General features: G+C 53.7%; 15 protein-coding genes. 4 read left to right on the forward strand and 11 right to left on the reverse strand.

What is annotated here, in order from left to right; genetic code table 11:
- Position 1 precedes the first annotated feature (1 nt).
- Positions 2-3,136 (reverse strand): AAA family ATPase, encoded by a 3,135-nt coding sequence (locus HF984_RS00290; RefSeq protein ID WP_168613683.1) that lies wholly within the window; start codon positions 3,134-3,136, stop codon positions 2-4.
- Positions 3,133-4,287, reverse strand: a complete 1,155-nt coding sequence (locus HF984_RS00295) for a metallophosphoesterase family protein (RefSeq protein WP_168613684.1) — start codon at positions 4,285-4,287, stop codon at positions 3,133-3,135. Before HF984_RS00295 ends, HF984_RS00290 begins: the two co-directional genes overlap by 4 nt.
- A gap of 92 nt (positions 4,288-4,379) precedes the next feature.
- On the opposite strand from HF984_RS00295, the gene HF984_RS00300 reads away from it, so the two are divergent.
- Positions 4,380-5,420 carry an ADP-ribosylglycohydrolase family protein gene (locus HF984_RS00300; protein WP_168613685.1) on the forward strand — a complete coding sequence of 347 codons (1,041 nt, stop codon included), beginning with the start codon at positions 4,380-4,382 and terminating at the stop codon, positions 5,418-5,420.
- A gap of 55 nt (positions 5,421-5,475) precedes the next feature.
- Here HF984_RS00300 and HF984_RS00305 read toward each other — a convergent pair whose 3' ends face one another.
- The 7 genes from HF984_RS00305 to clpS form a co-directional block, all read right to left on the reverse strand.
- Positions 5,476-6,315, reverse strand: coding sequence for a phosphotransferase (locus HF984_RS00305; RefSeq protein WP_168613686.1), 840 nt, complete (start codon positions 6,313-6,315; stop codon positions 5,476-5,478).
- Positions 6,316-6,386: 71 nt separating this feature from the next.
- Positions 6,387-7,022, reverse strand: a complete 636-nt coding sequence (gene rdgB / locus HF984_RS00310) for an RdgB/HAM1 family non-canonical purine NTP pyrophosphatase (RefSeq protein WP_168613687.1) — start codon at positions 7,020-7,022, stop codon at positions 6,387-6,389.
- 3 nt (positions 7,023-7,025) lie between these two features.
- A complete protein-coding gene (gene rph / locus HF984_RS00315) occupies positions 7,026-7,766 on the reverse strand; it encodes a ribonuclease PH (protein ID WP_168613688.1) in 741 nt (246 codons plus the stop codon).
- Between the two features lie 38 nt (positions 7,767-7,804).
- A complete protein-coding gene (locus HF984_RS00320; protein ID WP_168613689.1) occupies positions 7,805-8,656 on the reverse strand; it encodes an MBL fold metallo-hydrolase in 852 nt (283 codons plus the stop codon).
- 30 nt (positions 8,657-8,686) lie between these two features.
- Complete coding sequence (gene murI / locus HF984_RS00325; RefSeq protein WP_168613690.1) at positions 8,687-9,658, reverse strand: glutamate racemase; 972 nt, start codon at positions 9,656-9,658, stop codon at positions 8,687-8,689.
- Between the two features lie 146 nt (positions 9,659-9,804).
- Positions 9,805-10,365, reverse strand: a complete 561-nt coding sequence (locus tag HF984_RS00330; protein WP_168613691.1) for a DUF2017 domain-containing protein — start codon at positions 10,363-10,365, stop codon at positions 9,805-9,807.
- On the reverse strand, positions 10,366-10,647 hold the full coding sequence (clpS, locus tag HF984_RS00335) for an ATP-dependent Clp protease adapter ClpS (RefSeq protein WP_168613844.1): 282 nt from the start codon (positions 10,645-10,647) through the stop codon (positions 10,366-10,368).
- A 264-nt stretch (positions 10,648-10,911) separates the two neighbouring features.
- Here clpS and HF984_RS00340 point away from each other — a divergent pair, with 264 nt between their 5' ends.
- Both HF984_RS00340 and HF984_RS00345 read left to right on the forward strand, forming a co-directional pair.
- Complete coding sequence (locus HF984_RS00340; RefSeq protein WP_343947410.1) at positions 10,912-12,231, forward strand: nicotinate phosphoribosyltransferase; 1,320 nt, start codon at positions 10,912-10,914, stop codon at positions 12,229-12,231.
- Between the two features lie 14 nt (positions 12,232-12,245).
- Positions 12,246-12,872, forward strand: a complete 627-nt coding sequence (locus HF984_RS00345) for an isochorismatase family protein (protein WP_168613693.1) — start codon at positions 12,246-12,248, stop codon at positions 12,870-12,872.
- Between the two features lie 83 nt (positions 12,873-12,955).
- Here HF984_RS00345 and HF984_RS00350 read toward each other — a convergent pair whose 3' ends face one another.
- The gene (locus HF984_RS00350) at positions 12,956-14,752 is read right to left on the reverse strand and encodes a DEAD/DEAH box helicase (protein ID WP_168613694.1); all 1,797 of its coding nucleotides are present in this window, start codon (positions 14,750-14,752) and stop codon (positions 12,956-12,958) included.
- Between the two features lie 266 nt (positions 14,753-15,018).
- Between HF984_RS00350 and HF984_RS00355 the strand changes: the two genes are divergently transcribed.
- Positions 15,019-15,597, forward strand: coding sequence for a YdhK family protein (locus HF984_RS00355; protein ID WP_168613695.1), 579 nt, complete (start codon positions 15,019-15,021; stop codon positions 15,595-15,597).
- Positions 15,598-15,655: 58 nt separating this feature from the next.
- Here the strand turns inward: HF984_RS00355 and HF984_RS00360 are convergent, their stop codons facing one another.
- Positions 15,656-15,943, reverse strand: coding sequence for a DUF3039 domain-containing protein (locus HF984_RS00360; RefSeq protein ID WP_168613696.1), 288 nt, complete (start codon positions 15,941-15,943; stop codon positions 15,656-15,658).
- Positions 15,944-16,014: the final 71 nt, after the last annotated feature.

Consider the following 16,014-nt stretch of genomic DNA (forward strand, 5'->3'; position numbering starts at 1 on the left):
TCTAAGGGGCGACAATGTGAGATCCCTCCGGCGAACGACGCACCTGAACTTGGGTGGTGATGCGGTTCTTCATTTCTGAAACGTGGCTAATTAGCCCGATAACCCTACCATTTTCGCGTAAAGAATCGAGCGTTCCCATGACTTCTTCGAGAGTGGAGTCATCGAGAGAGCCGAATCCCTCATCAACGAACAGGGTATCGATGGAGATCCCGCCGTTTCTATGTTGTACCACTTCTGCCATTCCCAGTGCCAGTGCCAGCGATGCCATGAAGGTTTCGCCACCGGAAAGAGATTTGGTGGGGCGCACTTTGTCGTGCCAAGCGTCCTTTACAACGATGCCCAAGCCCGACTTTTTAGAGCCACGTCCTTTCTCGCGTTCTGTGCTGTATTCGAGGGTGTAGCGTCCGTGTGTCATGGCGTTCAAGTGCAGTGATGCGCTGGTGGCTACATCTTGTAGCTGCGCTGCCAGCACGTAGGTGGTGAGCGTCATTTTAAGCTGGTTGTCGGCGTCTGTTCCGTTGGCGGTATCAGCCAGGTGACGCCAGGTTTGTGCGGACTGCACGATGGTCTGAGACTCATCCATTTGCTGGGTGTAGCGTTGCTGGATACTTTCAAGACTCTGGCGGGTTCCGTCAAGGGAAGAGCTCAAAGAGACGGATTCTTCTTTGGCGGTTTCGAGATGTTCTACGCGGCGCGCAGCATCTTCAATGTCTTCTGCCGTGGGGCGAGTTTCTTGATTCTCAATTCGTTGGGCGATGTTGTGCATGGTCTCGGTCTCGAGTTGTCCTAGTAGTCGAGCCCACGCGGCGTCGTAGTTCTGAATCTCCTCGCGCATCTGAACACGGTTGTGAGATGGCAGGAAGGCTGCTTTTGCCTCTTCGGCACTATCGAGCGCTGATTTCTCAATGGCCTGCGATAGGTTCTCCTGTGCAGTTCGCAGTCGGATGTGAGCACTTTCTACCGCTTGATGATGTGCGTGAAGCTGGGCGATATCTTTCGTCAGTGCGCGCATGTTCGCCAGTCTTTCAGAAAAGCTGGTGTGTTCTTGTTGCTTGTGCTCTAGCTGCTCGCTGAGGTGCTTTTCACGGTGTTGGTCGGCTTGTACGCTGCCTTCCAGTGTCTTGAGCTGGTCGTTGAGCTCTTGAAGGGTCTGGGTGAGGGTTTGAATCTGCAATTCGATGCTTTGACGCTGGGTTCGCAGTTGCTGTGCACGTGCGTTTTGTGTCTTCAGCTCTCTTACCTGTTGCTGATTATGCTGATGCTGTTGCTGCGCAGTCGCGAGCTCTACGGCCCCTTGCTCTGTAAGTGCCTGCACCTCGGCGGTGCTTTCTGCTACCGCTTGCAAGGCTTTTTGTACAGTGCTTTCTGCTTGTTGACGAAGCTCTAGCGCGGTGTCGATATCATGTTGTTCGACTACTCGCTCACCGCCTTTGACAGTGGCAGGACGCGGGTGCTCTTGAGAGCCGCAGACTGGGCAGGGGTGTTCGTCGTTCAGTTGCTGAGCTAGGGTGAAGGCAGCCTGCGCGTATCTGTCGCGTTGCAGTTGCTCAGCGACCTGCGCGCGTTGGGTTCTTGTGCGTTCAGCATCGTGTAAGGCGCTCTTTCGTTGTTCGCGCTGTTGGGTAGCGCGCTCGAGGGATTGTGAAAGCTCAACAATGCGGGCTGAAGTTTTCTCGGTGGTGAGAGCGCGTTCTAGCTCCACAGCAATATGTTCTAAAGCTTCGAGCTCTTGACTGATGCTATCGCGTTGCTCTTGGGCATCTTTCAGCTGTACGTCTTCTTGATTCCACTGCACACGACGGCGTTCTGCCTCAGCCCTGAGTTTTGCAAGGTTTTTCTGTGTTTCGGCCCTTTGCTGTTCTGCAGTGACCAGTGCTTCTAGCTTGGTGAGCGGTTGTTGCAGGGTTTCCTCATCAAGTTTCTCGGCAGAGACGGTTTTGAGGGTGGCTTCAGGATGTTGCGGCTCTGCTGCTTCTACGATGCGCCTTAGACGCTCTGCCGCGCTAGTGCGCGTCCTTTGATGGTCATCTTGCGCCGCATCCGCGTCTTGGTGCGCAGCGGTGGCAGTTTCGATGTAGGCGTGGATTTCTGCCGCTTGCTCAGCCCGTTGTGCGCGGACTTTAAGCTGTTCGATGTTCTCACTTTGCTGGCCCAGCTCTTCTTTGCGCGCGAGTAAAAGGTGGTAGGTATCCCAGTCTTTGGCTCGGTCAGCGAACTGACGATGCTTCTGGCGAGCTTCCGGAAGCTGTTGGTCAAGCCCCGAGCGCACAGTCGACAGCGCATCGATAGAATCATTGACCTCTAAGAGGTAGGCACGGTGCTTTGTCACAAAGGCAGGCAGATTTTCTGCCTCTTGGGGGTGGTCAGTTTCTTCGGGGAGCTCTTGTAGAGACTGGTCCGCAGGCTCTACTGGCGTCTCAGTATCTTCGGCAGAGTGAGCGTCCAAAAACTCCTGAGCTTCGCGGATGCGAGCACGCGAGAACGCATCGTCAAGCTGACTCTCTAGCTCCTCCAGTTGACGAAGAGAGGTTTCTGCACGGTTTTTGGCAGCTAGGGCGCGCGCCATGAGTTCTGCCTGGATCTGCTCGTATTCGTAGGAGCCGAAGAGCTTCTTGAGTAGTCCTTCGCGCTCAGTAGAGCTTGAGTTCAAGAATTTAGCGAACTCTCCTTGCGGCAGAAGAATAACCTGCACAAATTGTTCGCGTTTGAGACCGATCGTTTGCTCGATGTAGGCACCGGCTTCATCGTTCCGACTTGAAATAGAGACCCATTCGCCGTCTTCCCAGCGGTCCAGCTGGGTTTTAGCGTGTTCTTTCACTGCCCCGTATTTGGAGCGCGTAGAGGGACGCATCCACTCTGGGCTACGGTAAATACGGTAGCGAACCCCGCTAATGGTACATTCAAGCTCTACCCATGGAACCTCATTCTCTGCAGCAAAGTGCGAGCGCAGGTCCGGACGTCCGGTGGATGTGGTGCCGTAGAGCGCGTAGCACAGCGCATCGAGAATTGAAGATTTACCGGCACCTGTTGGACCGTTGAGTAAGAAGAGTCCGGCATCGTTGAGGACATCAAAGTTTAGCGTCTCTTTGCCGGCGAATGGCCCGTAAGCATTGAGGGTGAGTTGGTGAATAATCATCGAGAAACACTCTCACTTTCGACGTGTGCAAGTACCTGCTGCATATAGCTGTGTTCGGTCGGTGTCAGTTCATTGCCCAGCACGTATTCAAAGAAATCATCGCATACCTCATTGATCGGTTTACTGGGAGAGACTCTCGCAGGAGCTACACGTTGGGTTTGTTCTGCGCCACAGGGCTCAAAATAAAGTTCTGAGACATTTGCAAAGGATTCCTTGAGTTTTTCAAGGGCGTGGGGCGGACGCTTGGCGTCGGTGAGCGTAATGCTGAACATGGCGTCGGGCGACAGTACAGCTTCCGGAGCGCTCAGCACCTCATCGAGGGTGCCACGAAGTTTGATGAGCTCAAGTTTGGTCTGCCACAGGTGCTCCCGGATATCTCGTATACCGCTGTGATCTACATCGATCATCCATGCGCCCTTACGGTGGAAAGCTTCAGAGAATGAAAAAGCTAGAGGGGAACCTGAATAACGCACAGTTTCAGTGATTTTCTGCTTGCCGTGAAGATGCCCCAGCGCGGCATAATCTACAGTTTCAAAAACGGATGCAGGTACGGTTTCAAGCCCTCCAACACTAATATTTCGTTCAGAATCAGAAACCTCAGGAACCTGTGCTGACGAGGCGAAACAGTGTGCCATAGCGATGCTAGCCGTGTACGTATGTTCGGTGAGGTGCTCCCCTACCTGCTGCATAGCGCGGCTCAAGACCGCGGTGTGTTGCGCCGGCACATCCCAACGCCCTGCAAAAGCACGCGGCTCCAGGTAAGGAATACCAAACACCGCAACCGTTACCCCGTCTTTCGTCAGTTCCACGGGCTCAGCCAGCCGGCTAGCATCGGTCAGAAAATACACCTCAGCTTTGCGTAAAAGATCGGATGCGAAACCTAGACGGAGCGCAGAGTCATGGTTGCCGCTGGTGGCAACTACGGCGGCGCCGGCATCCACTATTGCACTCAAAGCATGAGAAAACAGCGACACCGTGTCGGGGCGAGGTTGCGCCTGATCATACACATCACCGCTAATCAGCACGGCATCAATATGCTCGGTAGAAACCAATTCAACCAGCTCTTGCACGAACTCTTTGCACAGCTCGTGCAGTGAGGTTCCGTGAAAAGTTCTGCCTAAATGCCAATCAGAGGTGTGAAGAATACGCATAATTCCAGTGTACTGAGCATCGGCTCAAAGCGCGGGCGAGAAACTATATATGACTCACGACTGGCTGAGTTTCACCCCGGTAAGATAAAAATATGACTGATCGTTTTCTAGCGCCCGATGCAACAAACCCACGCTATATCACCACCGTGGATGCAGTACTCGCTGCTGCCCTGACTGCTCCTCCTGCGGGATCATCTATCGCACCAGCGTCTTCGCAACTTCTCCTGTATACCCTTGATGGGATTAGCGAAGTTCTAGAGTGGAACAATGAAGGCGCTGCGGCAGACGAGTTCGCCTGCATTTGGCTTGCGTTCACCCGCTGGCTACGTACGACGGGGGCACCGGTATCAGATAATGTCCCGTTCGCTCTAGACCGTCCCATCGATGCCTTGCCGTTGATGTCTTCCAGCGCGCATCAAGAGGCATCGGTCGTAGATATTCTTAATACAGGTCAGATGCAACTACTGTCTAAATCATCGGTCAGGCACGTCAACTCCCCCAGTGTGCTCATCTGGAGCACCGCTTTTGGTCTCCTACCCGTTGAGGATTATCAAACAGTAACCAAGCTCAGCTCTCATACCTGCGCTCTTACTCACGGTGATTCTCGCACGGTGCTCTCTGCCATGTGTGTTGCATTGCTCGTTCGTTCCATGGCGTCAGCTACGTCGGATGCTTCCGTGGAATTTGCGGTTCGAGAACTGCGCGACTGGCTGGCTAACTACTCGAATGCTGATTTCGCCGCACAAGCAACGTCGGTTCTTGCTCTGGTTGATCAAGCTCTGGCAGCCCGCAATGAGCCGCTGACCGTTGAGCATCTGCGTCAAAAATTCGAGGACGCCCGCACCGCCTCTCAGATGCTTGCTGCTGCTCTTTATCTGCTACTGCATGTTGAACGCACAATAGCTGAAACTTCAACTCCAGAGGATATTTTCAACGAATTCCTCTCTGATGTCTCTGAAATAGATGCAGCTCTCACCGGCAACGACCAGCAGTTGCTCTATCATCTGGTTGCTATCTTGTTAGCGGCGGCATACCCCACACCAATGACCGCTATTTCTAACGTTTCAGAGCAAGCCCACGAAGCGATTGATCTTCTGTCAGCCAACTGGCGCAAACAGCTCGGTATCGCTTAACACGAAAGCCGGTGCACGAAGAATTCGTGCACCGGCTTCTTATTTTAGAGGTGTCTTACTGCCCCATAATTTCGTGCTTATGATCCATGAGCCAGTTATCGGCGCGCTCCACAGCAAGACGCAAAATCGCTCCGCCCATACCGCTGTGAACGGTATATGCAACCGCTTGCAACGCCAGGAGCCTAGAAACAATCTTCGCTCGAGTGATTTCTTCTTCGGTCGCAGCTTTTCGTAGGCTCTCCCAGTCGTACCAGTTACCCAATGCGGCCAGGTCGAAAGCGGGGTCAGCTATCGTTGCATGGTCCCAATCAATCACACCCGCTAGGCGATCCCCCTGCCACAAGATGTTATGTCCCGCTAAATCACCGTGTACTAGCACCGGTTCTACCGGATCAAGTTCTAGCACGCTATCGATGACCGCGTGAGCAATTTTCTGGTTAGTTTTAAGCAAGAGCGGAACCACGTCCTGTCTCAGGGTACGAACCCAGTCTGTACCACCCCAGTGCGCGTGAGGGTCATCGAGGTAGGGCTCCCAGCCTGTGGTGTCAATCTTTTTGAGACTGTTGACTAGGGTGGCGAGCGCTTTTTCTGGCGCTGGCCCCGGCTTCCGAGGCTCACCTTTAATCCAGGTGGTACCGACCGCCGTGTGGCCGTTGCGAGTAATGACGCGGGTGATAGGACGCGGCACTTCGTAGGGTAAATCGGTCGGAAGACGCCGGAGAATCTCGGTGCGTCGTGCCACCATAAACGCGGTTTTGTCCGTTTTGGCGACGCGCACACTCAACTGGTTTCCCATGTTGATAATGATGTGTGCTGAGCCCGAATGACGGACGTCCCAGCGGTCGAGGGCGACATTGACGCCGGCCTGAGTCATGACCGCTTTGACCACGGCCATAGACCTCATTTGCTCCAGGTGCGCAACCATTGGCTATTTCACCCTTTTCAATGCTCTATCTGTGATACGTGTTACTCTACATCAAGAGCTCGGCGAAGATGCGGAATCAGTGCTTTAAATGCTTCAGCTCGATGACTCATCGAATTTTTAATTTCGGGGTCAATCTCTGCACAGGACTTACCAGCCAGCTCACCAGTAAGTGCGGCAGGTACCAGGATGGGATCATACCCAAATCCCCCTTCGCCGCGCGGTTCGCGCAGAAGCGTCCCCGGCAGCTCACCGTGCTCGACGGCCGTTTCGCCCGTCGGAGTCGCCATGGATGCTGCACACATAAATCGTGCGCCGCGGTGTTCATCAGCGATATCAGAGAGCTGCGTCAAAAGAAGGTTGAGGTTAGCGGTGTCATCGCCGTGCGCTCCCGCCCAGCGAGCCGAGAAAATACCGGGGGCTCCGTTGAGCACATCAACAGCTAGTCCAGAATCATCAGCGATAGCAATCAGCCCTGTATGGTGAGCTGCAGCGCGTGCCTTGAGCAGGGAATTTTCGGCGAACGTAATGCCGTCCTCAACCACATCTGGCACATCAACGTCTGCGGCGCTAACCACCTGAGCATCGACGTCCAAACCTTCAATCTGACCTCGTAAAATTTCACGAAGTTCGCGAAGCTTACCCTGATTATGGGTTGCTAATACGACGCGGGGCTGCATTCTTTAGCTCTCCAAGGTTTCGTTCTGGATGCGGGTTAGCTCTTTGGTGCCAACCAGGGCAAGGTCGAGTAAGGAGTTGAGTTCATCGCGGTCGAAAGGTGCGCCCTCTGCAGTGCCCTGAACTTCAACGAACTTACCGTCACCGGTAACGACAACGTTCATGTCGGTCTCAGCGCGAACATCTTCAACATACGGAAGATCAAGCATGGGCACACCGTCGATAATGCCCACCGAAATAGCAGAGACAGAACCTGTCAGTGCCTTAGCGTTTTGAGGAAGAATCTTTTCGTTCTTAGCCCACTCGATAGCTTCTGCTAAGGCAACATAGGCACCGGTAATTGCCGCAGTGCGGGTGCCGCCATCTGCTTGAAGAACATCGCAGTCAAGAACAATAGTGTTCTCGCCCAATGCCTTGGTATCAATGATGGCGCGGAGCGAGCGACCAATCAGACGAGAAATTTCGTGGGTGCGTCCACCAATTTTTCCTTTGACGGACTCGCGTGATGAACGAGTACCCGTAGCGCGAGGCAGCATCGCGTATTCAGCAGTGACCCAGCCGGTGCCTTGCCCCTTGAGCCAGCGCGGCACGCCTTCGGTGAACGACGCGGTGCACAGCACACGGGTGTTTCCGAATTCGATGAGAGCCGAGCCTTCAGCATTCTGTGACCAACCGCGAGTAATTTTTACTTCGCGCAGCTGATCGGTAGCGCGTCCGTCGGCACGGGTTACAGTGGTTTCGCTCATAGTTATCTCCTAGTGCGTAGAACAAGTAATCAAAGAATTTAAGAATGACGTTGCACAACGTTGAGCGTTGTCGTGGGCGGGTGCAGCTCTGAGACGCGAGGCGGTTGCACCTCGTAGCTTGCAGATACCTCCGCTAATTCAACGGAACCATCGAAAGCACTACGAGCTTCTGCCAGAATTTCCTGCGGATCATTCCAAACAGGCAGGTGGGTGAGCAAAAGATTTCGAGCATGAGCTTCCCGGGCAACGTCCCCGGCACGCTTACCGGTCAAATGGATGCCGCGCAACGCGTCGTCGCGTCCCTCCTGATAAGCCGCCTCACACAAGAACAAATCAGCGTTGTGCGCTGCCTCAACAACACCCGCGCAGTAGTCAGTATCACCGGAGTAGGTCAGCACTGTATGCTTTCCAGCAACATCACATTCAATACGCAGGGCGTAAGGCTCCTTCGTCGGATGCAGAACCTCAAACGGAGTAATAGTGAGAGGACCAATTTTCACCATTTCATGGTGCATCCAACTGTGAAAATCGAATTCGGTGCTCATGCCAATTTCATCGTATTGCCCATGAGAATGGCGCAAATAATCGTGCAAGTCCGACGGTCCGTACAGCGGGATAGGTCCCTTGCTCCATCCGCGAGGATCCCACTTCACCGCCACATGCACACCCGAAAGGTCAATGCAATGATCAGGATGCAAATGCGACACCAAAATCGCGTCAATATCCTCAAGTTTGACGTGACGTTGCAGAACCCCCAAAGCACCGTTGCCCATATCTAAAATGATGCGCCAGGTCTTACCGGCAGAATCCGTTGCCGAAACCATGTAGCAAGATGCGGGTGAATCCGGGCCCGGAAAGGAACCCGAATTGCCGATGACAGTCAAACGCATAGAGCTTCCCTTTTCAGTGAAAATACTCGATTATCCGCGAGTTGAATCTACGGACGGATCGATAGTGATAGTGGGTGTATGGGCAGCAGGGGGCACTACAGCAAGAGAACCGGTAGGGTAACGCTCAGCCACAGAGTTAGTGTGACGCACGGTTGCAACCTCAGGACCTAGAAAACGGTGAGCCAACCGCTGGAAGGTCTCAGTTTCGCCTGTTGCCAAAAATTCGTGGTGAGTTTCAAGCTCGGAGTTTCTTTCCATCCCGTGGCGAACCAAAGCTTTAAAAACGTCTTTTGCAGATTCTTCTGACGAAGATACGAGGGTCACGTCATCGCCCATAATGTACGAGATAACACCGGTCAGCAGCGGGTAGTGGGTGCACCCCAGAACCACGGTGTCAACGCCAGCATCCTTGAGCGGTTGCAGGTACTCTTGAGCAGTCTCAAGAAGCTCGGGGCCGGTAGTGATGCCTTTTTCAACAAATTCGACAAATCGCGGGCAAGGCACAGAGATAATTTCAATATCGCTGGCAATAGCAAAGGTATCTTCGTAGGCACGCGACGTCACTGTAGCTTCAGTTGCAATCACACCAACTTTGCGATTGCGAGTGGCAGCAACAGCACGACGGGCAGCAGGCTGAATAACCTCAACCACCGGGATGCCGTAAGTACGGGTATAGCGCTCGCGGGCGTCCCTCAGAACAGCCGCGGATGCGGTATTACAGGCAATCACTAACAGCTTGACACCAGAATCCACCAGCTCGTCCATGATTCGTAGCGCGTGAGCTCGAACCTCTGCAATTCGCAACGGACCGTAGGGCCCATGAGCGGTATCCCCCACATAGATAATTTGTTCATGTGGCAACTGATCCATAATTGCGCGCGCCACCGTCAAACCACCCACACCAGAATCAAAGATTCCGATGGGAGCAGAGGGCGTCGGATGCGCAGGCACCTGAGACCCCCAAGCGGAGGCTACGGTGTGCGGTGTGTCAGTCGAATTCATAATTACCTTCGAACAGTAGTCTGATGCTGCCAAGATTGCTGTTGTAGCGATAACTAAACAGGTAAATGAGGGCGTTATCACGCGTTATGGCGGCGTTCATGCCCGATTATTACGCACCGTGGTGAAGTGCTGCGCGGGGCTAAAAATTAGTTCTCTAATGATTCAAGCATCGCCGTCATGAGGGTGTCTTGAAGCCAGGTGGTGAAGTTGTACAACAGGCCCATGTAGCCTGCGATATCTTCCACGGATTCAGGTTCAGAGTACAGGCGTTCGATGCGAGCGGAATCCTCATCGGTGGCTAGGTTGAGACGAGCGCCCAGCGTCAGACGCACATCGTTGAGGGCACTTGCCCACGCATGGGCGTGTTCTTCGTTCAGCACAACCCGCTGGTTCTGAACGTCCATAGATGCCAGAGCTAAAGCTGACATTTTTTGCTCGCGCAGGTTCAGTTCAGTGAATTTTCGGAATTCATCGGCAACCTCGGGGTCGTCGCTCGCGATGGGAAGCATACGTAAAACTGCGTTATCTGAGGGCGGACGCGCATCCGTCTTGATTCCCAACATGCGCTCAAATTCATCGACACTGTCTGACTCTTCAGGCTCAAGAGTGAGCGCAACGTCGTCAAAAAGTTTGGTGAGAAGTTTGATTTCTTCAGGGTCAAAATGCGCTACGTACCCCGCCGGTGTTTTTCTAAAGCCTTCAGCCATTTAGTTCTCCTGCACTCTTTCAAATGTTGCCCACAAGCCCCAACCGTGCATAGCTGAGGTATGCTGTTCCGCTTCTTCACGGGAACCCACGAAAACTACTGCTTTGCCTTCTTCGTGTACCGCAAGCATCAGTTTCTGAGCTTTTTCAGCGCTGAAGCCAAAGTGAGAGCGAAACACGTACGTCACGTAGCTCATCAGGTTGACAGGATCGTTCCACACAATCACTTTCCACGGAGTATCTGGTGCCACAGATTCATCGGAATCAATGGACGGAAGCGTCATCGCTTCGGGCTCTGCCACTGACAGAACCGCGGTAGAACAAGCCACAGTCAATCCTTTCCACGGCATTTAGGTACACCGTGTCACTTATGTGCGCTAACTTCTCTATCCTAAACTACCTGTCAGTATCAGCAAGGGGTCACCGGTTTATCTCATAGCCAAAGTGATTGGCTATGCGCTACTTTTTCATGAAGTCGCGTCATGCCACGAACGAACACAGGGGTGAACTTTTAGCAGTTGGCCAGCCAAAACCACTAAAATGGACCCGTGGCTTTATCAACAGCATTAATGACAGATCACTACGAACTCACCATGTTGCAAGCCGCCCTACAGTCGGGCGCTGCGCATCGCACCTGTGTTTTCGAAGTATTTACCCGCTCCCTCCCCGCAGGACGCCGCTATGGTGTGCTTGCCGGCACCGGACGGTTTCTTGAAGGACTCCAGAATTTCAAGTTTTCCGAGCGTGAGCTGAATTTTCTGGCCGAGCGCAAGGTAGTCAATGAAGAAACTATTGAGTACCTGAGAAACTTCAAGTTCACCGGCAATATCTACGGCTACGCCGAAGGTGAGATTTTCTTCCCGCACTCCCCCGTGCTGCAAATCGAAGGAACCTTTGCCGAAGCTGTCATTTTAGAAACGTATCTGCTGTCCATCTTGAACTACGATTCAGCGGTGGCATCGGCGGCCTCACGCATGAGCATTGCAGCGGGCACGCGTCCTTGCCTAGAAATGGGCTCACGACGCGCTCACGAAGAAGCAGCAGTCGCCGCAGCACGCGCCGCTGTTATCGCCGGTTTCACCTCAACCTCTAATCTTGAAGCTGGATTGCGCTATGGTCTGCACACTATCGGCACCAGCGCCCACGCCTTCACTCTTTTGCACGATACCGAAGAGGACGCTTTCCGCGCTCAGTTGGATTCACTGGGTCTTGACACCACCTTGCTCGTTGACACCTACGATGTCGAAAAAGCAGTGCGACTTGCGGTTGAACTTGCCGGTGATCAGCTCGGGGCTGTGCGCCTGGACTCCGGTGATCTCGTGGCACAAGCGATGTGGGTTCGTGAACTTCTTGACTCCCTGGGCAATCAGAAAACCAAAATCACTGTGACTAGCGATCTTGATGAATACGCGATTGCCTCGCTTGCGGCCGCCCCTGTTGACTCGTACGGCGTCGGTACTAAATTGGTCACCGGTTCGGGTGCGCCGACGTCCTCGATGGTCTACAAGATCGTGGCACGTGAAAACAGCGAAGGCGTCATGGAGCCCGTTGCTAAAGCATCTAAGAACAAGTCTTCTGTGGGTGGCCGCAAGAACGCCGTCCGCCGAATCAATGATTCCGGCGTAGCAATCGCAGAACTCATCGGTGTTGACGTTACCGCCCCCGCTGATTCTAATGATCGTGAACTGCTCGTAGATTTCGTAATCAATGGTGAGCTACAGCCCGGCTTCACGGGTGCCGAAGGTGTGCGCGCAGCGTCCACACGACACGCTCAATCGATTCGCGAATTACCGCGCAATGCGTCCAGGCTGTCAGCGGGTGAACCCGTGATTCCTAGCGAATTTATTGTCAAAGAACAGACCAACTAGTCGAAGGATTTTTAATGCCCAAGGCACTTATTATCGTTGACGTCCAGAACGATTTTTGTGAAGGTGGATCGCTTGCAACCGAGGCGGGAGCTGAAGTTGCTGCGCTCATCAGTGAGTACGTTGAAAACCACCACACGGAGTACGAGGCAATCGTTGCAACGCAGGACTGGCATGTAGACCCGGGCGAGCACTTTAGCGAGACACCGGACTACAAGAATTCCTGGCCGGTACACTGCAAAGCTGAATCTTTTGGGGCTGAGCTTCACGAAGACTTAGATACTGACTACATCACCGCTTACTTCCGTAAAGGCGAGTTCGAAGCCGCGTATTCGGGGTTTGAAGGCCTGCTGGCGCCAGAAGATACCGTGATGACCGGTGAACGCGACGCAAATGCGCCGGTAGCACCAGAGACCCCGAAGGTGTCGCTGGATGACTGGTTGCAGAAGCAGGAGATTACCGATGTTGATGTTGTCGGTATCGCCACCGATTTCTGTGTTCGAGCCACGGCGCTGGATGCGGTAGATGCCGGATACGAGACCCGCGTGCTCACCGATCTTACTGCACCAGTATCTGAGGAAGGTTTCGACACCGCGCTTGAAGACTTTGAGGACGCCGGTGTTGAAGCCTTAGAGGTTCTGTAGGCTGTACCACTACAAAAGGTGAGGTGCTTGATATAGCCGTGTGTGGCTATATCAAGCACCTCACCTTTAGAGTGTTCTCGTCTTTATTTTCGACCCAAGAACCAGTCTTGCAGTTTATCCAAGCGCGCCTGCAACTGCTCCGCATTGGCCTGGGGCACAGCGGGACCGCCGCAGATGCGACGCAGTTCGTTGTGAATTGACCCGTGCGGTTTGCCTGTTTTGGCTGCCCAGGCTGATACGTTTTTAGCTAGCTGGTTGCGCAGGTTCTTCAGCTGTCTATGGTCAACAACACTGGGTTCCTGAGCTCGTGTCGATGCGGGACGCTTGGACGCGTATTCCTGTTGACGTGCGCGTAGCAAAGTACCTACCTGATCGGCGTCGAGGAGTCCGGGAATACCCAAAAAGTCTTGGTCTTCATCGGTGTGCTCATCCATTCCGCCCATTGAAAACTCTGAACCATCAAAAAGCACACCGTGGAAGGATGCTTGAGAGCCGATAGCTTCAAACTTACCGCGGGTTAGCTGATCAGATGCGACCTCTTCTTTATTTGCCTCGTCAATGAGGTGGTCATCGAGGCCTTCATTGAGCGGGTCTTGCGGCATCTCATCTGCCGGGGATTTACGGTCGAGCGCGTGGTCGCGTTCTTCTTCCATCTCGTTGGCAAGCATCATCAGCTGTGGAACGGACGGCAAAAATACCGACGCGGTTTCGCCGCGTTTACGGGCTCGCACAAAACGTCCGATAGCCTGCGCGAAAAACAGCGGCGTAGATGTTGAGGTTGCGTAAACGCCTACTGCTAGACGCGGAACGTCAACACCTTCTGACACCATGCGCACCGCAACCATCCAGCGCGAGGTACCTTCAGAGAACTTATCGATATTATTTGATGCTTCTTTATCGTCAGAAAGAATGACCGCGGGCTTCTCACCTGTAATTGCCTGAAGCTGCGCGGCGTAGGCTTTCGCATCCGCGTGGTCGGTAGCAATAATCAGCGCACCGGCATCGGGCACCGTCTTACGAACTTCGCTCAGGCGCTTGTCGGCAGCCGACAAAACGGTGGGAATCCACTGACCTTGAGGGTCTAAAGCAGTGCGCCACGCTTGAGCGGTGACATCTTTGGTAAAGCCTTCGCCAAGGTTCGCCGCCATTTCTTCGCCGGCTGAGGTACGCCAACGCATCTGCCCGGAATACGCCATAAAAATGACGGGGCGAACCACATGGTCCTTAAGAGCCGGGCCGTAACCATACGAATAATCTGACTTAGAACGACGGATGCCGTCCTTATCTTCCTCATATTGCACAAAAGGAATCGCCGCGGTATCAGAGCGGAAAGGGGTACCCGTCAGGGCAAGACGTCGATGCGCGGGCTCAAAAGCTTCGCGCAGACCGTCGCCCCAACTCAATGCATCGCCGGCGTGGTGAATCTCGTCCATAATCACCAGCGTCCTGCCGTTTTCGGTACGAGCGCGGTGAAGAAGCGGTTTGTTGGCAACCTGAGCGTAGGTCAGTGCCACCCCCTGGTATTCGCGACCGTGTGAGCCATCTGAGTTTTTGAAGTTGGGATCAATGGAAATACCGACGCGCGCTGCGGCATCGGCCCACTGACGTTTGAGGTGATCGGTAGGCGCAACCACCGTCATACGGTTGATGGTGCCACGATTAAAGAGTTCTTTTGCCACGGTCAATGCAAAGGTAGTTTTACCTGCACCGGGAGTCGCCACAGCCATGAAGTCCCGCGGGTTGGTGGCAAAGTACTTCTCCATAGCCTCTTGCTGCCAGGCACGCAGCTTTGGCGCGGTACCCCATGCTGCGCGTTCAGGAAACGCCGGAGGAAGATCTGCACCTGCACCAAATAGGGTGGGCTGTTCGTGACCGCTCATAAAATCCTCCATTGACGATGTTATTGATGCGCGAGGTGAGATCACCGCGCATGTTCAAGCTTTAAGATTCTAGCCGTGCGCGGTGGTAAAAGCACAGTGCAGCAGATAGCTAAATAATCACATTGTTTGCACCGGTGACGTCAGTAGCATGCCTTAATGTCGCGTGCACGTTTACTTAATATTTTAAATTTTTGTTTTGCGGCCCGGCGCTGTCACGCTACAGTGATTAATACCCCTAGGGGGTATTTCAATGATTGGAGTCAACCATGAAGTTTTCACCGCGTCTTTTGGCAGTGCCCGCATCCGCCCTCCTAGCTCTCACGCTCGCAGCCTGCACTAACGCATCCTCTCCCACGAGCGAAAATTCACCGTCCACCTCAGCCTCAGCAATGGACCATTCTCACCACGACATGGCTCATCCGATGGATGGTGGGCCCGCGCCTGAGGGTATCCAGGAGGCCAGCAATCCGACTTTTCCGGTGGGTTCCAAAGTCACTCTCACCACTGACCACATGGACGGCATGAAGGACGCGCCCGCTACAGTGGTTGGGGCATACGACACCACCGTCTACCAAGTGGACTACACCCCCACTACCGGTGGCGAGCGCGTCACCAACCATAAGTGGGTCGTACAAGAAGAGCTTGACGTACCGTCTTCTGAGCCGCTGAAGGTTGGCGATACAGCGACCATCACCGCTGATCATATGGAGGGCATGGAAGGTGCTGAGGCAACCATCAGCGGCGTTACCGACCAGACCGTTTACATGGTTGATTACGAGTCGGACGGCATGACCATGAAAAACCACAAGTGGGTCACCGAAGATGAAATGAAATCCGCTGAATAAGTTACTTCTCTTTTAGAACACATGAGGGTGTCTACCGCACAGTAGACACCCTCATGTATTAGTTTTCGTCGTCCTTGCCAGGAGCTAAACCTTCATAGACTTCTTTGCACTGCGGGCAAACAGGAAACTTCTCAGGATCTCGCCCGGGAGTCCAGATCTTGCCGCACAAGGCACGCACGGGCTCACCCGTCAGCGCTGATTCCATGATTTTTTCTTTGCGGACGTAGTGCGAAAAACGTTCGTGATCGCCGGGTTCAGCTGCCTGAGTTTCTTCACGTTCTAGAACAGCCGTACCGCCAGAGGTAGTCGGTGCAAACGGATCCTCAACACCGGGAATTGATGACATCTGTGCGCTCCTTGAATATTCAATCAATGGGTTTTTATTCTAGTCCACAACCTCTATCATCGTCAGCTTTC

The organism is Rothia terrae, assembly GCF_012396615.1.
GTDB classification, from domain to species: Bacteria; Actinomycetota; Actinomycetes; order Actinomycetales; family Micrococcaceae; genus Rothia; species Rothia terrae.

Bases quoted from the DNA above. Each gene is read 5' to 3' on its own strand.
- HF984_RS00290 (WP_168613683.1), bottom strand. From the start codon at position 3,136: ATGATTATTCACCAACTCACCCTCAATGCTTACGGGCCATTCGCCGGC.
- HF984_RS00295 (WP_168613684.1), bottom strand. From the start codon at position 4,287: ATGCGTATTCTTCACACCTCTGATTGGCATTTAGGCAGAACTTTTCAC.
- HF984_RS00300 (WP_168613685.1), top strand. From the start codon at position 4,380: ATGACTGATCGTTTTCTAGCGCCCGATGCAACAAACCCACGCTATATC.
- HF984_RS00305 (WP_168613686.1), bottom strand. From the start codon at position 6,315: ATGGCCGTGGTCAAAGCGGTCATGACTCAGGCCGGCGTCAATGTCGCC.
- rdgB (WP_168613687.1), bottom strand. From the start codon at position 7,022: ATGCAGCCCCGCGTCGTATTAGCAACCCATAATCAGGGTAAGCTTCGC.
- rph (WP_168613688.1), bottom strand. From the start codon at position 7,766: ATGAGCGAAACCACTGTAACCCGTGCCGACGGACGCGCTACCGATCAG.
- HF984_RS00320 (WP_168613689.1), bottom strand. From the start codon at position 8,656: ATGCGTTTGACTGTCATCGGCAATTCGGGTTCCTTTCCGGGCCCGGAT.
- murI (WP_168613690.1), bottom strand. From the start codon at position 9,658: ATGAATTCGACTGACACACCGCACACCGTAGCCTCCGCTTGGGGGTCT.
- HF984_RS00330 (WP_168613691.1), bottom strand. From the start codon at position 10,365: ATGGCTGAAGGCTTTAGAAAAACACCGGCGGGGTACGTAGCGCATTTT.
- clpS (WP_168613844.1), bottom strand. From the start codon at position 10,647: ATGACGCTTCCGTCCATTGATTCCGATGAATCTGTGGCACCAGATACT.
- HF984_RS00345 (WP_168613693.1), top strand. From the start codon at position 12,246: ATGCCCAAGGCACTTATTATCGTTGACGTCCAGAACGATTTTTGTGAA.
- HF984_RS00350 (WP_168613694.1), bottom strand. From the start codon at position 14,752: ATGAGCGGTCACGAACAGCCCACCCTATTTGGTGCAGGTGCAGATCTT.
- HF984_RS00355 (WP_168613695.1), top strand. From the start codon at position 15,019: ATGAAGTTTTCACCGCGTCTTTTGGCAGTGCCCGCATCCGCCCTCCTA.
- HF984_RS00360 (WP_168613696.1), bottom strand. From the start codon at position 15,943: ATGTCATCAATTCCCGGTGTTGAGGATCCGTTTGCACCGACTACCTCT.